Annotated in this window: 15 protein-coding genes; 8 read left to right on the forward strand and 7 right to left on the reverse strand. The window is 71.7% G+C overall.

All coding sequences use genetic code 11. From position 1 onward, the window contains the following. Nucleotides 1-132: 132 nt before the first annotated feature. Complete coding sequence (locus IF11_RS0132750; RefSeq protein ID WP_030355428.1) at nucleotides 133-1,659, forward strand: hypothetical protein; 1,527 nt, start codon at nucleotides 133-135, stop codon at nucleotides 1,657-1,659. Between the two features lie 92 nt (nucleotides 1,660-1,751). Here the strand turns inward: IF11_RS0132750 and IF11_RS0132755 are convergent, their stop codons facing one another. Continuing rightward, complete coding sequence (locus tag IF11_RS0132755; protein ID WP_030355429.1) at nucleotides 1,752-2,108, reverse strand: HesB/IscA family protein; 357 nt, start codon at nucleotides 2,106-2,108, stop codon at nucleotides 1,752-1,754. A gap of 334 nt (nucleotides 2,109-2,442) precedes the next feature. On the opposite strand from IF11_RS0132755, the gene nadA reads away from it, so the two are divergent. Together nadA and IF11_RS0132765 are read left to right on the forward strand one after the other, a co-directional pair. Next, nucleotides 2,443-3,630, forward strand: coding sequence for a quinolinate synthase NadA (gene nadA, locus IF11_RS0132760; RefSeq protein WP_030355430.1), 1,188 nt, complete (start codon nucleotides 2,443-2,445; stop codon nucleotides 3,628-3,630). A 297-nt stretch (nucleotides 3,631-3,927) separates the two neighbouring features. Next, nucleotides 3,928-5,130, forward strand: a complete 1,203-nt coding sequence (locus IF11_RS0132765) for a multidrug effflux MFS transporter (protein WP_051746417.1) — start codon at nucleotides 3,928-3,930, stop codon at nucleotides 5,128-5,130. A 92-nt stretch (nucleotides 5,131-5,222) separates the two neighbouring features. On the opposite strand, the gene IF11_RS0132770 is transcribed toward IF11_RS0132765, so the two are convergent. The 5 genes from IF11_RS0132770 to IF11_RS0132790 form a co-directional block, all read right to left on the reverse strand. Further along, nucleotides 5,223-8,387 carry an efflux RND transporter permease subunit gene (locus tag IF11_RS0132770; protein ID WP_030355432.1) on the reverse strand — a complete coding sequence of 1,055 codons (3,165 nt, stop codon included), beginning with the start codon at nucleotides 8,385-8,387 and terminating at the stop codon, nucleotides 5,223-5,225. 195 nt (nucleotides 8,388-8,582) lie between these two features. Continuing rightward, on the reverse strand, nucleotides 8,583-9,269 hold the full coding sequence (locus IF11_RS0132775) for a response regulator (RefSeq protein ID WP_030355433.1): 687 nt from the start codon (nucleotides 9,267-9,269) through the stop codon (nucleotides 8,583-8,585). Further along, on the reverse strand, nucleotides 9,266-10,507 hold the full coding sequence (locus tag IF11_RS0132780) for a sensor histidine kinase (RefSeq protein ID WP_206300611.1): 1,242 nt from the start codon (nucleotides 10,505-10,507) through the stop codon (nucleotides 9,266-9,268). Before IF11_RS0132780 ends, IF11_RS0132775 begins: the two co-directional genes overlap by 4 nt. A gap of 164 nt (nucleotides 10,508-10,671) precedes the next feature. Then, entirely contained in the window at nucleotides 10,672-10,953 is a 282-nt protein-coding gene (pspAA, locus tag IF11_RS0132785; RefSeq protein ID WP_030355435.1) for a PspA-associated protein PspAA, read from the reverse strand. A 9-nt stretch (nucleotides 10,954-10,962) separates the two neighbouring features. Continuing rightward, a complete protein-coding gene (locus tag IF11_RS0132790; protein WP_030355436.1) occupies nucleotides 10,963-11,730 on the reverse strand; it encodes a PspA/IM30 family protein in 768 nt (255 codons plus the stop codon). A gap of 285 nt (nucleotides 11,731-12,015) precedes the next feature. On the opposite strand from IF11_RS0132790, the gene IF11_RS0132795 reads away from it, so the two are divergent. The 4 genes from IF11_RS0132795 (at nucleotide 12,016) to IF11_RS0132810 (ending at nucleotide 16,461) form a co-directional block, all read left to right on the forward strand. Then, entirely contained in the window at nucleotides 12,016-12,612 is a 597-nt protein-coding gene (locus IF11_RS0132795; protein WP_030355437.1) for a DUF3043 domain-containing protein, read from the forward strand. A 59-nt stretch (nucleotides 12,613-12,671) separates the two neighbouring features. Continuing rightward, nucleotides 12,672-13,406, forward strand: coding sequence for a class I SAM-dependent methyltransferase (locus tag IF11_RS0132800; protein WP_078491037.1), 735 nt, complete (start codon nucleotides 12,672-12,674; stop codon nucleotides 13,404-13,406). 88 nt (nucleotides 13,407-13,494) lie between these two features. Then, on the forward strand, nucleotides 13,495-15,285 hold the full coding sequence (locus IF11_RS0132805; protein ID WP_030355439.1) for an ABC transporter ATP-binding protein: 1,791 nt from the start codon (nucleotides 13,495-13,497) through the stop codon (nucleotides 15,283-15,285). Between the two features lie 87 nt (nucleotides 15,286-15,372). Continuing rightward, the gene (locus tag IF11_RS0132810; RefSeq protein WP_030355440.1) at nucleotides 15,373-16,461 is read left to right on the forward strand and encodes a S1C family serine protease; all 1,089 of its coding nucleotides are present in this window, start codon (nucleotides 15,373-15,375) and stop codon (nucleotides 16,459-16,461) included. Between the two features lie 59 nt (nucleotides 16,462-16,520). On the opposite strand, the gene IF11_RS0132815 is transcribed toward IF11_RS0132810, so the two are convergent. Beyond that, a complete protein-coding gene (locus IF11_RS0132815) occupies nucleotides 16,521-16,730 on the reverse strand; it encodes a hypothetical protein (protein ID WP_030355441.1) in 210 nt (69 codons plus the stop codon). Nucleotides 16,731-16,823: 93 nt separating this feature from the next. Here IF11_RS0132815 and IF11_RS0132820 point away from each other — a divergent pair, with 93 nt between their 5' ends. Then, nucleotides 16,824-18,032, forward strand: coding sequence for a bifunctional adenosylcobinamide kinase/adenosylcobinamide-phosphate guanylyltransferase (locus IF11_RS0132820; RefSeq protein ID WP_030355442.1), 1,209 nt, complete (start codon nucleotides 16,824-16,826; stop codon nucleotides 18,030-18,032). The last annotated feature ends 644 nt before the right edge of the window (nucleotides 18,033-18,676 follow it).

Raw genomic sequence — 18,676 nt, forward strand, 5'->3', positions numbered from 1 at the left:
CGGGTGAGCCAAACCGGGCGGCCGATCCGGGACACCCACTCGGCGTAGTCCGGGGAACCGCGCGCTCCTCCGTTCCGTCCCACCGGCGTCAGGGGACGACCCGGGACGATCCACAGTCGAAGGAGCGCAGCGGTGACCAGCACGGAGCGGCCTCAGGAGAGCACAGCAGGCGCCGACGCCGCCGAACGCCCGCGCCGGCGGCGTTCCCCGCTCGCCGTCGCCACGGTGACGGCGGCGGTACTGATCGCCGGGGGCGGTGGCGCGTACTTCGCCACAAGCGCCTCCGGCGACGGTACGGACGGCAGGAGCGGTACGGCGGGGAACGGCGGGCCACCGCTGCTCGCCCTCGACAGCGCGGCGAGCGGATCCGGAACCGGATCTGGATCCGCGTCCGGGACCAGCCCCTCCGAGCCGCCCGGTATCGCGCCCGGCGAGCCGGATCCGAGCGGGGTCACCTACCGCGCCAAGGGCTCGCTGCCCGACGGTCCCGCGACGGCCCGTGTCTACCGTACGAACGGAGAGGTCGCGGCGGCGGACGTGGCCCGGCTGGCGGAGGCGCTGGGTGTGCCGGGCACGCCGCGGGCGGACGGGACGGCCTGGAAGGTCGGTACGGAGAAGGACGGTTCGGGCCCGCTGCTCCGGGTCGCCAAGCAGGCGCCGGGAACCTGGACCTTCGACCGGTACCGCCCATCGGGCAGCGACAACTGCCTCAAGGGGAAGAGCTGTCCGAGCGACGGCGGCGGCCCCGGAGAGGGAGCCGTCGCCGGGGGTGACCCCGTGAGCGAGGCGGCGGCGAAGCGGGCGGCGGCTCCGGTACTGAAGGCGCTGGGCCAGGACAAGGCCGCGCTGGACGCCCGCCAGTTGATGGGCGCGATCCGGGTGGTGAACGCGGACCCGGTGATCGGCGGGCTGCCCACCTATGGCTGGTCCACCGGGATCCAGGTGGGCGCCGACGGGCAAGTGACGGGCGGCACCGGCCAGTTGAAGGCACCCGAGCAGAGCGACTCTTATCCGGTGATCGGCGCGGACGAGGCGCTGAAGGAGCTGAACGCGTCGGGCGACACCACCGGCCGCGGCCGCATCGGCGGCTGCGCGACCCCGGCGCCGCTGGAGGGCGGTACGTCGCCGGAGGGCGGGAAGCCCTCGGCTCCGTGCACACCGGAGGACGCCCCCGAGGCGGCGCCGATGGTGGTCGAGAAGGCGGTCTTCGGGCTGGCGATGCTGTCCGTGGACGGGCGCGGGGCTCTCGTACCGTCCTGGCTGTTCGAGGTGGTACCGGGCGGGGACGCCATGCCGTACACGGTCACCCAGCCCGCGGTCGCTCCGGAGTTCCTGGCGAAGCCGAAGCCGAAGCCGGTGCCCCCGCAGGCGCAGCCGCGGCCGGGCGAGGAGCTGCCGGGCGAGCGGGTCACCTCGTACAGCACCGAGGGGCGGACCCTGACGCTGCACTTCTCGGGCGGCGTGTGCAGTACGTACACGGCATCGGCGGACGAGAGCGGTACGGCGGTGAAGGTGAGGCTGAGCGAGTCCCGCCCGGAGCCGGGGACGGTCTGTGTGGCGATGGCCAAGTTCCAGACGGCGAAGGTGACCCTGGAGAAGCCGCTGGGCGACCGGCGCGTGGTGGAGGCGACGACAGGCGACCCGCTGCCGCTGCACTGACGCGGCGCGGGTGACGGGTGAAAGGCGGCGGCCCCGGGGTTCCGGGGCCGCCGCCTTTCGCTCGCGCGCTGTGTCCTGGGTCCGGACAGGGCCTAGCTGAAGGAGTCCCCGCAGGCGCAGGAGCCCGTCGCGTTCGGGTTGTCGATCGTGAAGCCCTGCTTCTCGATGGTGTCGACGAAGTCGATGGAGGCGCCGCCCAGGTACGGGGCGCTCATCCGGTCGGTGACGACCTTGACGCCACCGAAGTCCTTGACGACATCGCCGTCGAGCGAGCGCTCGTCGAAGAACAGCTGGTAACGCAGGCCGGAGCAGCCGCCGGGCTGTACGGCGACGCGCAGTGCGAGGTCGTCCCGGCCTTCCTGGTCCAGCAGGGCCTTGACCTTGCCCGCGGCGGCGTCGGACAGGAGGATGCCGTCGCTCACGGTGGTGGTCTCGTCCGATACGGACATCTGCTTCTCTCCCGGGTTGTACGGACTGCTTGCCGACAGTGCAACCGGCTCGGCCGCGGAATCATTCCGGGCGCTGGCGCGTGTCTTTCCCTCCTTCATGCTCGCACACCGGCTCGCGATGCGGCAGCGGGTGGCCCCCGGGGACCTCGCCCGGCGCACCGGCGGGGCACCGCCCGGGGCACCGGCGGGACCTCGCCCGGGGCACCGGCGGGACCTCGCCCGGGAATGCGTCACATCGACGCTATCGGCATCGTCAAAGTGACGTGAACCAGCTATCATAGATAGCGTCAATTAGACGAAAAGGCTCGTCTGCAGAGAAGAAAGGGTGCGTGACGTGACCACCGCCCAACCCCGTCAGGATCTCGCCGTCCAGCCGACGCCCCTCGCCCTGCTGCTGCTCGGCCGCGAGGCCGACCCGCGCAGCGAGCGGGGCGTGGAGTGTCCGGGCGATCTGCCCGCCGCGTCCGACCCGGACCTGGTGGAGCGCGCCCGCGCGGCGAAGGAGAAGCTCGGGGACAAGGTCTTCGTCCTCGGCCACCACTACCAGCGTGACGAGGTCATCCAGTTCGCGGATGTCACCGGCGACTCCTTCAAGCTGGCCAGGGACGCGGCGGCGCGGCCCGACGCCGAGTACATCGTCTTCTGCGGCGTGCACTTCATGGCGGAGTCCGCGGACATTCTGACCGGCGACGACCAGAAGGTCGTCCTGCCCGACCTGGCCGCGGGCTGCTCCATGGCCGACATGGCCACCGCCGAGCAGGTCGCGGAGTGCTGGGACGTACTGACCGAGGCCGGCATAGCCGAGCGGGTCGTCCCCGTCTCGTACATGAACTCCTCGGCCGACATCAAGGCCTTCACCGGCAAGCACGGCGGCACGATCTGTACGTCCTCCAACGCCGAGCGCGCGCTGAACTGGGCCTTCGAGCAGGGCGACAAGGTCCTCTTCCTCCCCGACCAGCACCTGGGGCGCAACACCGCGGTGCGGGATCTGGGGATGTCGCTGGAGGACTGCGTCCTGTACAACCCGCACAAGCCGAACGGCGGCCTCACGGAACAGGAGCTGCGCGACGCGAAGATGATCCTGTGGCGCGGCCACTGCTCGGTGCACGGGCGCTTCTCGCTGGACTCCGTCCGCGACGTACGGGAGCGGATCCCGGGCGTGAACGTGCTGGTGCACCCGGAGTGCAAGCACGAGGTCGTGGCGGCGGCGGACTATGTCGGCTCGACGGAGTACATCATCAAGGCGCTGGAGGCGGCCCCGGCCGGCTCAAAGTGGGCGATCGGCACGGAACTCAATCTCGTACAGCGGCTGGCGAACCGTTTCGCCGCCGAGGACAAGGAGATCGTCTTCCTCGACCGTACGGTCTGCTTCTGCTCCACGATGAACCGGATCGATCTGCCACATCTGGTGTGGGCGCTGGAGTCGCTGGCCGAGGGCAACGAGGTCAACCGCATCCAGGTCGACAAGGAGACGGCGGACTTCGCGCAGCTGGCGCTGGAACGGATGCTGGCGCTGCCGTAACCCGTGGTCGTATGACCGCGTGGTCGCATGACCGCGTGGTCGCATGACCGCGTGGTCGCATTGCCCGCGCCCAGGGGCGCCCCGCTCGATTGCGGGGCGCCCCTGGTGTCGTCTACGGTCTGTCGCGTTCACCAACCGCTCAGGCGTTCTTGAGCACGGCCGTGGTGCCGTACTCCGCCCGAGGGCAGGTTCCCGGAGCCGCCGCACGTCTTCTCACTACGTCTCGCTCCAGCAATCCCTTGTGTTCCCGGTCGATTCACCGTCTCCCCCGTACCGGACCGAAGAGGTTGCCGCCCCATGCCCCGATCCTGCTCCTGTTCCCGCTCCCGCTCCCGTTCCCGGCTCACCGTCGCGCTCGTACTGCTCTGTTTCGTCGGTCCGTTGTCGACGGACATGTATCTGCCGGCCTTTCCGCGGATGGCCGAGGAGCTGCGTACGGACGCGTCCGGGGTGCAGCTGACGCTGACCTCGTTCCTGGCCGGGATGACGGCCGGCCATCTCGTCTTCGGTCCGCTGTCGGACCGGTACGGGCGACGGGGGCCGCTGCTCGCGGGGGCGGCGGTGTGCGCCGCGGCCACCGCGCTGTGCGCGGTCGCGCCGGGACCGGGCCCGCTGATCGCCCTGCGCTTCGTGGCCGGGTTCAGCGGGGCCGCGGGGGTCGTGATCGGGCGGGCGGTGGTCACGGACGTCGCCGAAGGGGCCGCGGCGGCACGGCTGTTCGGGATCCTGATGACCCTGTCCGGTACGGCGCCTGTGCTCGCGCCGCTCGCGGGCGGCGCCGTGATCGGGGCGGCCGGATGGCGGGGCGTGTTCTGGGTGCTGGCCGGGGTCGCGCTACTGGTCGTGGCGGCCGTGGCGGTAGCCGTACCGGAAAGCCTGCCGCCGTCGCGGCGGCGGACGGGCAGCGGCGGGGAGCTGCTCCGTACGGTACGAGAGGTCGCGGGCGACGGCGTGTATGCCGGCTACACCCTCGCGTACGCCTTCGCCTTCGGCACCCTGTTCTGCTACATCGCCGGGTCGCCGTTCCTGCTGCAGAACGTGCTGGGGCTGAGCGTCGGTGTCTCGTCCGTGACGTTCGCGGGCGGCGCGGTCTGCACCGCGCTGGCCGGGGCGGTGAGCGCGCGGCTGGTGGGCCGGATCGCCCCGGAGCCGCTGTTGCGTACGGGGGTGCGCACCGTGCTCGCGGGCACGGTGTCACTGCTCGCCGCCGCCGTCGCGGAAGTACTGACGGTGGCCGGCTGCCTGGTCTCGATGGCGGTGGTGTGCGCCGGCCTGGGCCTGGTCCTCACGAACGCGACGTCCCTGGCGCTCGCCCGGGTCCCGGCCGCGGCGGGCACGGGCTCGGCACTGCTCGGCACGGCGCAGAGCGCGCTGGGGGCGGTGGTGGCACCACTGGCGGGACTGGGCGGCGCGGACACGGCGGTGCCACTGTTCACGGTGATGACGGCATGCGGCGCGGGGGCGGTGGGGGCGGCGAGGTGGGCGGGGCGGGTGAGATGAATCCACACCCGCCCACAGCGATGCCCCGGAGCGGCCCGGTCCTCGCGGCCGCCCCGGGGCATCCCCGTTCACTACCTCAGACGTTCACTACCTCAGACGTTCACCGGTTCCGGTTCGCGCGGCGACTCCGAGGCCGGGGTGTCGTTCCCCTTCCCCTTCGCCTCCCGCTTCGCCGCCTTCTTCTTCGCCCGGCGTTCCTTCCGCAGCTCCACCATCGCGTACAGCGTCGGCACGAGCAGCAGCGTCAGCAGCGTCGATGTCACCAGGCCGCCGATCACCACGACCGCCAGCGGCTGCGCGATGAAGCCGCCCTCGCCGGTGACGCCCAGCGCCATCGGGAGCAGCGCGAAGATCGTCGCCAGGGCCGTCATCAGGATCGGGCGGAGCCGGTGACGGCCGCCCTCGATGACCGCTTCCACGACGCCCAGGCCCTGCGACCGGTACTGGTTGATCAGGTCGATCAGCACGATCGCGTTGGTCACCACGATGCCGATCAGCATCAGCATGCCGATCATCGCGGGGACGCCCATCGGCGTACCGGTCAGGATCAGCAGGCCGATCGCGCCGGTGGCCGCGAAGGGGATGGAGACCAGCAGGATCAGCGGCTGGATCAGCGAGCGGAACGTCGCGACCAGGAGCATGAAGACGATCGCGATGGCCGCCAGCATGGCGAGCGCCAGCTGTCCGAAGGCGTCTCCCTGGTCCTGCGAGACACCGCCGATGGACGCGGTCGCGCCCTCCGGCAGATCCAGGGCGTCGATCTTCGACTGGAGCGAGGCGCTGACCGCGCCGGTGTTGTCACCGGTCGGCCGTGCCGTGATCGTCGCGGCCCGCGAGCCGTCGATCCGGGTCATCGAGACCGGACCGGGGACCAGCTTCACGTCCGCGATCTGACCGAGCTTCACCGGGCCCAGGGGCAGGTTCTTCAGCTCGGCGATCGTCTTGGCGGGCTTGGCCGAGGTGACGACGACATCGCGCTCGGTGTCGTCCAGGATCGCCTTGCCTGAGGTGGTGCCGCGTACCGCCTGGCCGACGGCGAGACCGAGCGTGGTGTCGTTGAACCCGGCCTCCGCGGCCTTGGCGTTGGCCTTGACGGAGATGCGCGGGACGGACTGCGACAGGTCGCTCTGTACGTCCGTGACGTCGTCGAGCTTCGCGACGGCCGCCTGGACCTGGTTCGCGGCCGTGCGGAGGGTGTCCGCCTCGGATGCCTTGACCACGACGCTCAGGTCCTGGCTGCCGAAGCCGTCACCCGCGGCGATCGTCGTCTGGCCGATGCCGTCGAGCCCGGCCAGCTCCTTCTCGATGCGGTCCTGGGTCTTCTCGTACGACGCGGAGTCCTTCAGGGTCACCTGGTACGACGCCTGGTTGGCGCCCGTCCCGCCGCCGAAGGCCGCCATGAAGCCGGAGGAGCCGACGGTGACCTGGTAGTCCTTGATCTCCCCGATGCCGGAGAGGACCTTCTCGACCTTCTTCGCGGAGGCGTCGGCCGACTCCAGGCTGGTGCCGGGGGTCAGCTCCTGCTTGATGGAGAGGACTTCCTGCTCGCCCTGGTCGAAGAAGTTGGTCTTGAGCAGCGGCGCCATGCCGAACGTACCGAGCAGGACGACGATCGCGAGGACCACGCTGGTGATACGGCGGCGGGTCGCGAAGCGCAGCACCGGCACGTACAGCCGCTGGAGCCGGCTGCGGCCCTCCTTCTCCTCGGCCTGGCGACGGGCCTCGTCGGGGCTGACCCCGACGGCGGCCTTCGGCGGGCGCAGGAACCAGTACGAGAGCACCGGCACGACGGTCAGCGAGACGAGCAGCGAGGCGAGCAGCGCCGCCGTGACCGTCAGCGAGAACGAGCCGAACAGCTCGCCGACCATGCCGCCGGTCAGACCGATCGGCAGGAACACCGCGACGGTGGTGAGGGTGGAGGCGGTGACCGCGCCCGCGACCTCCTTGACCGCGGTGAGGATGGCGCTCTCGCGCTCCTCGCCGTAGCCCAGGTGCCGCTTGATGTTCTCCAGGACGACGATCGAGTCGTCGACGACCCGGCCGATCGCGATGGTCAGCGCGCCGAGGGTGAGCATGTTGAGCGACAGGTCACGCGTCCACAGCACGATCAGCGCCAGGACGACGGAGAGCGGGATGGAGACGGCGGTGACGATCGTGGAGCGGATCGAGGCCAGGAAGACCAGGATCACGAGCACGGCGAAGAGGAGGCCGAGCGCGCCCTCGGTGGTCAGTCCGGAGATCGACTTGGAGACGGCCGGGCCCTGGTCGCTGACGACGGTGAGGGTGGCGCCGGAGCCGAGGTCCTTGCGGAGGCCGGGCAGCTTGTCCTTGACCGCGTTCGAGATGGCGACGGCGCTGCCGTCGTTGTCCATGGTGGCCATGACGGCGAGGCTGGGCTTGCCGTTCGTACGGGTCAGCGAGGTCGCGGCGGCCGGCTTCTGCTCGACGGTGGCGATGTCACCGACGCGTACCGGCGATCCCGCGGAGCCGCCGCCGGAGCCGCCCGCGGGCGCCTGGGGCAGCACCCGCAGGTCCTCGATCTGCTTCAGCGAGGTGAATCCGCCGCCGACCTGGACCGTACGGCTCTTGCCGTCCTCGGAGAACGAACCGGCGGGGAAGGTGGCGCCGCCGGCCTTGAGCGCCTCGGAGAGCGCCATGGTGTTGAGGCCCGCCGCGGCGAGCTTCTTGTCGTCGGGGGTGACGGCGATCTGGAGGTCACGGACACCGTCGACGGAGACCTGGCCGACGCCGGAGATGTCCTCCAGGGCGGGGACGACCGTACGGTCCAGCTGATCGGCGAGCGCCTGCTGGTCCTTGTCGGAGGTGACGGCGAGGACGACGGTCGGGATGTCGTCCGTCGAACCGGCCACGACCTGCGGGTCCACGTCGGTGGGGAGCTGGGAGCGCGCGCGGTTGACGGCCTGCTGGACATCGGCGACGAGCTGCTTGGTGCCCGAGTCCCCGAAGTCGAAGCTGGCCATGATGACGGCGTTGCCCTCACTGGCCGTGGAGGTGACGCCGCTGATGCCGTCGACCGTCTTGATGGAGTTTTCGAGCGGTTCGACGACCTGCTTCTCGACCACATCGGGGGAGGCGCCCTGGTAGGGGGCGAGCACCGACACCATGGGGAGTTCGATGGAGGGCAGGAGCTGCTGCTTGAGCTGCGGTATCGCGATGGCTCCGAAGACGATCGCGATGATCGACATCAGCCCTATCAGGGCCCGTTGCGCGAGGCTGAATTTTGACAGCCAGGACATTGGGTGTCTCTCTTCTGTGGTGTACGCGGCAGGTGGACGCGGCGGCTCGGCCGTGGAGGGGCATTGCGGCGCCTCCGGCGGATGGGCACAACGGCCCCTCTATACGATCGGCCATCAGCGGGGGCCGGAGTGTAGACCGCAGGTCGAGTTCCTTATGCGGCGCATACCGCGCCTGGAGTACACGCGAGCGGTGTGCTACTCCACCCTTGGACGTACCAGGCCCGATTCGTAGGCGATTACCACCAATTGGGCCCTGTCACGGGCCCCTAGTTTGGCCATCGCGCGGTTCACATGGGTCTTGACGGTCAGCGGACTGACCTGGAGGCGCTCCGCGATCTCGTCATTGGAGTGGCCGCCCGCGACCAGCACCAGCACCTCGCGCTCGCGCACCGTGAGGGCGTCCAGCCGTTCCGAGCTGACCGCCGGGTCCGGGCCGTCGCCCGAACTCGCGGCCTGCGCGAGGAAGGTGGCGATGAGGCCCTTGGTCGCGACGGGCGACAGCAGCGCGTCGCCGGCCGCCGCGATCCGGATGGCGTTGAGCAGCTCCTCCGGCTCCGCGCCCTTGCCGAGGAAGCCGGACGCCCCGGCGCGCAGCGACTGCACGACGTACTCGTCGACCTCGAAGGTGGTCAGCATGACGACATGCACCCCGGCGAGGTCCGGCTCCGCGCTGATCATGCGGGTGGCGGCGAGACCGTCCGTGCCGGGCATCCTGATGTCCATCAAGACGACATCGGGCCGGGCGGTACGGGCGAGGGCCACGGCCTGCGCGCCGTCGGCGGCCTCCCCGACGACCTCCATGTCCGGCTCGGAGTCCACCAGTACCCGGAACGCGCTGCGCAGCAGCGTCTGGTCGTCGGCGAGCAGGACCCGGATCGTCATGCGTTCTCCCCCGTGCGGTTCATGACCGGCAGTATCGCCTGGGTGCGGAAACCGCCGCCGTAGCGGGGCCCCGCGGTGAGGGTGCCGCCGAGGGCGGTGACGCGCTCGCGCATGCCGATGAGGCCGTGGCCGCCGCCGTCCGCGGGCTCGCCCGTGCCCTTTCCGTCGTCCAGCACGGTGATCTCGATGGTGGCGCCCACGCGTACGACGCTGACCTCGGCCTTCGCCGCCTGCCCCGCGTGCTTCCGTACGTTGGTCAGGGCCTCCTGGATGATCCGGTACGCGGCGAGGTCGACGGCGGCGGGGAGGCTGCTTCCGGGGCCGTCCACCCCGTCCGCCGCGAACTCCACCGGCAGGCCCGCGTGACGGAAGGTGTCGAGGAGTCCGTCGATATGGGCGAGGCCGGGGGCGGGTTCGGTGGGGGCCGCCGGGTCGCCGGACTGGCGCAGCAGCCCGACGGTGGCGCGCAGTTCGTTGAGCGCGGAGCGGCTGGCCTCCCGTACATGGGCGAGGGCTTCCTTGGCTTGGTCGGGGCGCTTGTCCATGACATGCGAGGCGACGCCTGCCTGCACATTGACCAGGGCGATGTGGTGGGCGACCACATCGTGCAGATCGCGGGCGATACGCAGCCGCTCCTCGGCGACCCGGCGGCGCGCCTCCTCCTCACGGGTGCGTTCGGCGCGTTCCGCGCGTTCGCGGATGGCGTCGATGAAGCCGCGGCGGCTGCGTACGGCGTCGCCCGCGGCGCTGGCCATGCCGGTCCAGGCGAAAATCGACAGATTCTGCTGTGCGTACCACGGCTCGGGGCTCAGCCACATCGCGACGGCGGTGAGCACGCCCATGGTCGCGAGGCCGACCCGCCAGGTGGTGGGCCGGTCGGTGTGGGCGCCGACGTTGTAGAGCGCGATGACGGCGCTGAACACGACGGGGGCGGGCGGATGGCCCGTGAAGAGATCGAGGAGGGTCAGTCCGCCGGTGCACAGCAGTACGGGCATGGGCGCGCGGCGGCGGAAGACGAGCGCCCCCGCGCCGAGCACCATCAGCAGGACGTTGAGCGGGTCCGGGGTGCGGGTGCCGAAGGTGGGGCCGCCGGGGCCGGCGTGCGGCTCGGCGAACGATCCGAGCACCATGCCGGCGAGGACGGCCGCGGCCAGCACCCCGTCGGACGCGAGCGGATGCGCGCGCACCCAGCTCCGCGCACGGGCGAGCGCGGTTCCGAGGGAGGTCACGCCGGGCATCCGGAAGGGGTCACGGAGCAACGGTACGGGGTACGGGTGGCGACGCCCACGCGCATGCGCCCCGTACCGCGGGACGCGGACCGCACAGACGCGTGCCCCGCGCCGCCGGACAGAGCCGGGGACGCGGGGCACGCGGGGTGTGCTGGAGTGCGGGTGGACGCCGGTCAGGCCGAGGGGATCAGGCCGTCGTCGTTCAGCATCTCGCGGACCTCTTCCAGGGTCGCGCCAGGAGCGGGCAGGATCAGTTCGGACGGCTCCAGGGAGTCATCGGGCAGCGGCTCGCCGAGCTCGCGCACCTTGTCCAGGAGGGCGTGGAACGTACGGCGGAAGCCGTCCGTGTCGCCGTTCCTGATCTCGGCCAGCAACTCGTCGTCCAGCGTGTCGAGTTCGGTGAAGTGGCTGTCCGCCAGCTTCACCTGGCCCTCCCCCATGATCCGTACGATCATGACGAGTCCCTACTGCTTGTCGAATTTGTTCGAGGCCGGCGGGGCGTCCTGGGTACCGCCCTCGATCGCCTGCTTCGGGGCCGAGCCGCCCGCGAGCTCCGCCTTCATGCGCTGGAGCTCCAGCTCGACATCCGTACCACCGGAGATCCGGTCCAGCTCGGCGGCGATGTCGTCCTTCGCCATCCCGGACTGGTCGTCCAGGGCGCCGGAGGCCAGCAGCTCGTCGATCGCGCCGGCGCGCGCCTGCAGCTGCGCGGTCTTGTCCTCCGCGCGCTGGATCGCCATGCCGACGTCGCCCATCTCCTCGGAGATGCCCGAGAAGGCCTCCCCGATCCGGGTCTGCGCCTGTGCCGCGGTGTAGGTGGCCTTGATGGTCTCCTTCTTCGTACGGAAGGCGTCGACCTTGGCCTGGAGGCGCTGCGCGGCGAGCGTGAGCTTCTCCTCCTCGCCCTGCAGCGTCTGGTGCTGCGTCTCCAGGTCGGTGACCTGCTGCTGGAGCGAGGCACGGCGGGAGAGCGCCTCGCGCGCCAGGTCCTCCCGGCCGAGCGCCAGCGCCTTGCGGCCCTGGTCCTCCAGCTTCGACGACTGGCCCTGCAGCTGGTTCAGCTGCAATTCCAGCCGCTTGCGGGACGTCGCCACATCGGCGACCCCGCGACGTACCTTCTGTAGCAGCTCAAGCTGCTTCTGATACGAGTAGTCAAGGGTCTCGCGCGGATCCTCGGCCCGGTCAAGGGCCTTGTTGGCTTTCGCGCGGAAGATCATCCCCATACGCTTCATGACACCGCTCATGGGCTTCGCGCGCCCCCTTCTGACGGACTACAGCTCCAGCACTCCAACAGAACCCACAGTACGGGCCCTGCCTCTATTACCGCACTGTTCGAGCGCGGATGCGCTCCTCCCCAAGGACGACTGCTCCGCGCCCCGATCAGGCGCAGGGAGTAGACGGCCGTCAGGGACAGGGGAGACAAAGTCCCCCTCTGTCCACATACAGACGCTCGCTGTTGCGGGATCGTTCCCCTCGGGGGTGGGGTCCAACCACGACACCCCGTACCCTTGGGTTTTGTGTTCCGAAGCCGTTCCAAGGAAGAGAAGGCCCCCGCCACCCAGGTGACACCGGGCCTCTCCACGCAGCCCCGCGACCCGCAGGCCCCCAAGGGCCGCCCGACTCCCAAGCGCAGTGAGGCGCAGACGCAGCGACGTCGCGCCTCCACGACGCCGACCGACCGCAAGACGGCCATGAAGCGCCAGCGCGAGGCACGCCGCGCGGATCTGGCGAAGCAGCGCGAGGCGCTGGCGAGTGGTGACGAGCGCTATCTGCCCGCCCGTGACAAGGGGCCGGTACGCCGCTTCGTCCGCGACTTCGTCGACTCGCGCTTCTGCATGGCCGAGTTCTTCCTGCCGCTCGCGGTGGTGATCCTCGTACTGAGCATGATCAGGGTCGGCGCCCTCCAGAACATCGCGCTGCTGCTCTGGCTCGGTGTGATCGTGCTGATCGTCATCGACTCGATCGGGCTCTGGTTCCGGCTGAAGAAGCAGCTCGCCGAGCACTTCCCGGACACCCCGAAGCGTGGTGCGGTGGCCTACGGCCTGATGCGTACGCTCCAGATGCGCCGACTGCGGCTGCCGAAGCCGCAGGTCAAGCGCGGAGAGCGGCCCTGAGCACGGACGTCTCCGGCCGCGCGGCAGGCTCGGCCGACCGGCCGGCCACCCGTGGCGCGCTGCGTCATGTCGTCCGGCAGGAACTCGTCGCGCGCCAGCTCGACGAGCAGATCGCCGGCCGCTTCCCGGTGGGGCAGCGGCTGCGCGTCCTGGATGTCGGCATGGGACAGGGCACCCAGGCCCTGCGTCTGGCGCGCGCCGGACACACGGTCACCGGGCTGGAGTCGGACGCCGCGCTGCTCACCACGGCGCGTACGGCGCTCGCCGACGAGCCCGCGGGCATACGCGAGCGGGTCAGACTGATCGAGGCCGACGGCCTGGAGACCGGGGTGCACTTCCTCCCCGGCAGCTTCGACGTGGTCCTCTGCCACGGCGTGCTGATGTACGCCGACGAGCGGGACGCGCTGCTCGCGGGGCTGGCGAGGATGCTGGCACCGGGCGGCCTGCTGTCGCTGCTCGTACGCAACGGGGACACCCTGGCCCTGCGGCCCGGCCTGGCCGGGGACTGGGCGGGGGCGCTGGACTCCTTCGACACGGACACCTATGTCAACCGGCTGGGGCTGCGGGTACGCGCGGACCGGCTCGGGGCGCTGACCGCCACGCTGGCGGGGATCGCCGCGCCGCTGCACGCCTGGTACGGCGTACGCGTCTTCACGGACGGCGCGGCCGGGGACGCGGAACCACCGGCCGGGGAGGAACTGGAACGGCTGCTGGCCCTGGAGGACCGGGCGGGGCGCACCGAGCCGTACCGCAGGGTCGCCGCGCTGCTGCACCTGTGCGGCGTGCGCGGCTAGGCGCTGACCACATGACCCGGCCGGGGAGTCGGTCAGGTGACAGGCCCCCGGACGCGTCCTCACGGTCGTGAGCAGCAGCGCGAGCAGCATAGAGAGCGGCGGCACAGCCGGCGCACCCGAGACGGCCCGGCTCTCCGCCGGGGAGACCTGGCGGGCCCTGTACCGGCACTTCCGGCCGCACCGCCGGATCGTGGCCCTCGGCGCGTTCCTGGCGCTGATCGGCGCGGCGAGCGGACTGGCCCAGCCACTCGCCGCCAAGGCCCTGGTCGAGCGGCTCGGTGAGGACGGCTCGGTCACCGGCATCCTGCTGGTGCTCACGGGGCTGGTGGTGTTCGGTACGGCGATCGAGGCGCTCGCCTCGTACCTCCTGGAGCGGACCGCGGAGTCCGTCGTCCTGGCCGCCCGCCGCACCCTGATCGGGCGGCTGCTGCGGCTGCGGCTGCCCGAGGTGGAGCGGACCCAGCCGGGCGATCTGATGTCCCGGGTCACCTCGGACACCACCCTGCTGCGCGCGGTGACGACCCAGTCGATCGTCTCGGCGGGCACCGGCGGGCTCGCGTTCCTGGCGACCGTCGTGCTGATGGGCGTGATGGACGTGGTGCTGCTCGGGGTGACGCTGGGGGTGATCGTGGTGATCGGCTCCGCCGTGGCCCTGGTCATGCCCAGGATCTCGCGGGCGACGAGACGGTCGCAGGAGGCGGTCGGCCATATATCCACCGTGCTGGAGCGGGCCTTCGGCGCGTTCCGTACGGTCAAGGCGTCGGGCGCGGAGGAGCGCGAGGCGGCCGTGGTGGAGGCGGCGGCCAAGGACGCGTGGCGGCATGGCGTACGGGCCGCGAAATGGCAGTCGCTGGCCGGGTCCTCGGTCGGACTGGCCGTCCAGGTGTCGTTCCTGGCGGTGCTGGGGATCGGCGGGGCGCGGGTGGCCTCGGGGGCCATCTCCATCTCGACGCTGATCGCGTTCCTGCTGTTCCTGTTCTATCTGATGGATCCGGTGTCGAAGCTGGTGCAGGCGGTGACGCAGTACCAGGTGGGATCGGCGGCCGTCGCCAGGATCGCGGAGGCGGAGCGGCTGGAGACGGAGGTCCTGGAACCGGCGGCCGACCAGGCGGCAACAGCCGGGCGGCACGACGGAGGTGCGGCCACCGTCGTCTTCGAGGACGTCACCTTCCGGTACCGCGAAGAGCTTCCGTACGTCCATCACGGTGTCTCCTTCGAGATCCCCGGCCCCGGGATGACGGCCTTCGTCGGCCCCTCGGGCGCGGGCAAGACGACCGTCTTCGGGCTGATCGAACGGTTCTACGAGGCGACCGGTGGCCGGGTTCTGGTCGACGGCAGGGACGTACGCGACTGGCCGCTGCCCGAACTGCGCGCCACGATCGGCTATGTCGAGCAGGACGCGCCGGTGCTGGCCGGGACGCTGCGCGAGAATCTGGTCTTCGCCGCCCCCGACGCCACCGACGAGCGGATCCGCGAAGTGCTGGTGCGGGCCAGGCTGGACGGGCTCGTGGAGCGGCTGCCGGACGGTCTGGAGACGCTGGTCGGCCATCGCGGCTCGAAGCTGTCGGGCGGTGAGCGCCAGCGCGTGGCGATCGCGCGGGCGCTGCTGCGCGGGCCCCGGCTGCTGCTCCTGGACGAGGCGACGTCCCAGCTGGACGCGGTCAACGAGCTGGCGCTGCGGGACGCGGTGGCGGAGGCGGCCCGGGAGGTGACGGTGCTGGTGGTGGCGCACCGGCTGTCGACGGTGACGCTCGCGGACCGCATCGTGGTGATGGACGCGGGCAAGGTGCGGGCGGTGGGCACGCATGACGAGCTGGTGGCGAACGATCCGCTGTACGGGGAACTGGCGGCCACCCAGTTCCTGGCGGCGGCGCGCTGAGTACCGCGACGGTGTCTCCGCCTGCCGGGCCCCTGATCGGCGGTGCACCGCAGGCCACACCGATAGGACAAACGGGATACTCCGGGCATGGATGTTTCCCTTCACCGCCGCCGCGCCCGCCGGCCGCTGCTGCCTCTGACCGCCGCGATCTGTGCGGCGGCGCTGGCCGGCGGCTGCGCCGGCCCCGGCACCCCGGGCTCCCGTATGTCGAACCCCGACACCACGACCCAGGCGGCGGCCATGCGGCGCGCCGGCAACGATCTGCAGACCGCCTACGAGACGGCGATCAGGAATGTGCTGCCCTCGGTCGTCCAGATCCAGGCCGGGAACAATCTGGGGTCGGGCGTCGCCTACGACGGACAGGGCCACATCGTCACCAACGCCCATGTCGTCGGCAAACAGCGGACCTTCTCGGTCACCGTGGCCAACAGCGAGCAGCTTCTCGGGGCCAAGCTCGTCTCCAGCTTCCCCCAGCAGGATCTGGCCGTCATCAAGCTCGACAAAGTCCCGGCGGGGCTGAAGGCCGCCAAGTTCGGCGAGACCTCGGCGGTCGCGGTCGGTCAGATCGTGCTGGCCATGGGGTCACCGCTGGGGCTGTCGGGCAGCGTCACCCAGGGCATCGTCTCGGCGGTCGGACGGACCGTCAGCGAGGCCTCCTCGGGCGGCGGTACGGGTGCCACCATCGCCAACATGGTGCAGACGTCCGCCGCGATCAACCCGGGCAACAGCGGGGGCGCGCTGGTCAATCTGAACAGCGAGGTGATCGGCATCCCGACACTGGCCGCGACCGATCAGCAGCTGGGCAACAGCGCCGCGCCCGGTATCGGCTTCGCGATCCCGGCGTCGATGGTGAAGACGGTCGCCGACCAGATCATCAAGAACGGCCGGGTCATCGACTCGGGCCGGGCGGCCCTGGGCATCAGCGGCCGTACCGTACTCGGCCCCGACTTCCAGCCGGCCGGCGTCGCGGTCGTCACGGCCCCGAGGGGCGGCGCCGCGGCCAAGGCGGGGATCGAGCCCGGGGACATCATCACCAAGATCGACGGCGCCCCCGTCACGACGATCACCTCGCTGTCCGAGGAACTCGCCTCGGACAAGCCGGGTCAGAAGATCAAGGTGACCTTCACGCGGGGCGGTGCGACAAAGACCGTGGAGGTCACGCTCGGCGAGATGTAGGCGCCCTACGAGCACCCGGACGCCCGCGGACCGCTCCGCGGGCGCCCGCACGCGTACGGTCAGCTCTCCTCGGCCCGCAGGCTCATCGGACCGTAGATCTTGGCACCGTCCTCGAACAGCGTGACCTGCTCCGCGCCCCCCGCGAGGAGCTCCTTCCACGCCTCGCCGACCCACGACTCGGCGTCCCCCTGCGTCGTGAACTCCTCCGGCTCCACCGCCGGCGGGACCTCCGTCCCGTCGGCCTTCTCGAACCGCCACGTCCACGCCATGTGCGCCTCCCAGGTCCCGCGGAACTGATCGATTTCCTGCCCGCAGCGTAGCCGGGCGCGCACCGTGAGCGGTGACACGGGAGGATCAACCCCGTGGAACTGACTCTGCTCGGCACCGGAGCCCCCGCGGGACTCCCCCGCCCCCACTGCCCCTGCGCCGCCTGCGCGACCGCCCGCGGCGAGCGCGCCCGCGCCGCGACCGCGCTGCTGGTGGACGGCGTCCTGCTGCTGGACCTCACCCCGGGGGCCGCGCTCGCCGCGGCCCGCGCCGCGCACTCCCTCGCGGGCGTACGGCAGGTCCTGCTGAGCCATCCGCACGACGGTCCCGCTGTGGAGCTGCCCGCCGGACTGCCCACGGCGGGCCGCGTGGCGGACGGCCGGGTCCTGACGCTGCTCAGCGGGCACCGGGTACGGGCGGTGCCGATGGACGCGCCGGGTACGGGGTACGAGGTGACGTCGTCCGGCGGCCAGCGGCTGCTGTATCTGCCGCCGGGCGGGGCGCCCGCCGGTCTCTCACCGGAGAACGGCCGGGCCGCGGTCCCGTACGACATGGTCGCCGCCGATGTGGTGGGCCGGCCCGACGCGGTGGCGCGGCTGCGGGCTGCCGGTGCGATCGGGCCCGACACCGATGTCGTCGCCGTCCACCTCGACCACGATGTGCCGCCCGGCGCGGAACTGGACCGGCGGCTGGCGGCGGCGGGCGCGCGGGCCGTCCCCGACGGGACGACGCTGACGGTCGGCGCGTACCACCCGGTGCCCGAGGTGCCGCGGCGCACGCTGGTGACCGGCGGCGCGCGCTCGGGCAAGTCCTGGGAGGCGGAGCGGCGGCTCGCGGCGTTTCCGGGGGTGCTGTACGTGGCGACGGGCGGCGGCCGCGAGGGCGACCCGGAGTGGGACGCCCGGGTCCGCGCGCACCGCGAGCGCCGGCCGGCGTCCTGGCGCACGGAGGAGACCTGCGACCTCGTCCCGCTGCTCGCGGCGGAGGGGCCACCGCTGCTGATCGACTGCCTGTCGCTGTGGCTGACGGACGCGATGGACCGGGTGAACGCGTGGGACGACGCGGCGTGGGCGGCGGGGGGCGAGAAGGCGCTGCGGGAGCGGACGGGGGCGCTGGTGGCGGCGGTGCGGGCTACGCGGCGAACGGTGGTGGCGGTGACGAACGAGGTGGGGGCGGGGGTGGTGCCGGGGACGGTGTCGGGGAGGCGGTTCCGGGACGAGCTGGGGAGGCTGAACGCGGGGGTGGCGGGGGAGTGTGAGGGGGTGCTGCTGGTGGTGGCGGGCCAAGCGGTGACGCTGCGCTGAGCAGGCGGTGTGGGGGGCGTTTCGGTTGCGGTTGTCGTGGCTGGTGCGGTGCGCCGTCCGGCGGGGGGCGTGGTTGCGGGTTGCGGTCGCGTCGTTGTGGGCCGGGGGCCGGGGCGGTGCGCCATCCGGCGGGGGCACGGGTGCGTCGTCGTGGTGCGGGGGCCGGGGGCCGGGGCGGTGCGCCATCCGGCGGGGGCGTCGTCGTGGTGCGGGGGCCGGGGGCCGGGGCCTCCGGAGGTACATGTCCGGACGGCATGATTTACGGCGCGACTCTGGCCACAGTTGGGATGCGGGCGTTCGCGCGCCACAAATCACGCTTTAGTGTCCGGACACGCACCTCCTCCGACCCCGGCCCCCTCCCGCCGGTGGTCCCCGCAACCCTGCGCCCTGGCTCGGGCCGGGGGCGGGTGCGACCCGGTGGGTCCCGCCAACCCGCCTCCCCTGCTGAGGGTTGGGGCGGGTGCGGCCCTGTGGCCCCAGCCATGCCCCGCCTCGGCAGGGGTGAGTGGGCGAGTGCGTGATGGTTCGCCCGCCTCGCGCCCGGACGCGTGGGTCGGTGGCGGGAGGGGGTCGGGGTCGGAGGAGGTGCGTGTCCGGACGTAAAGCGTCGCAGCTCGCGCGAAGCGCGGTGAGGAAAGCAGTCC

This window comes from Streptomyces scopuliridis RB72, assembly GCF_000718095.1.
Classification (GTDB): domain Bacteria; phylum Actinomycetota; class Actinomycetes; order Streptomycetales; family Streptomycetaceae; genus Streptomyces; species Streptomyces scopuliridis.

Coding starts and splice junctions, on each gene's coding strand:
- IF11_RS0132780 (WP_206300611.1), bottom strand. CDS start 10,507: ATGCCCGGCGTGACCTCCCTCGGAACCGCGCTCGCCCGTGCGCGGAGC.
- IF11_RS0132775 (WP_030355433.1), bottom strand. CDS start 9,269: ATGACGATCCGGGTCCTGCTCGCCGACGACCAGACGCTGCTGCGCAGC.
- IF11_RS0132770 (WP_030355432.1), bottom strand. CDS start 8,387: ATGTCCTGGCTGTCAAAATTCAGCCTCGCGCAACGGGCCCTGATAGGG.
- IF11_RS0132765 (WP_051746417.1), top strand. CDS start 3,928: ATGCCCCGATCCTGCTCCTGTTCCCGCTCCCGCTCCCGTTCCCGGCTC.
- IF11_RS0132815 (WP_030355441.1), bottom strand. CDS start 16,730: ATGGCGTGGACGTGGCGGTTCGAGAAGGCCGACGGGACGGAGGTCCCG.
- pspAA (WP_030355435.1), bottom strand. CDS start 10,953: ATGATCGTACGGATCATGGGGGAGGGCCAGGTGAAGCTGGCGGACAGC.
- IF11_RS0132790 (WP_030355436.1), bottom strand. CDS start 11,730: ATGAAGCGTATGGGGATGATCTTCCGCGCGAAAGCCAACAAGGCCCTT.
- IF11_RS0132810 (WP_030355440.1), top strand. CDS start 15,373: ATGGATGTTTCCCTTCACCGCCGCCGCGCCCGCCGGCCGCTGCTGCCT.
- IF11_RS0132755 (WP_030355429.1), bottom strand. CDS start 2,108: ATGTCCGTATCGGACGAGACCACCACCGTGAGCGACGGCATCCTCCTG.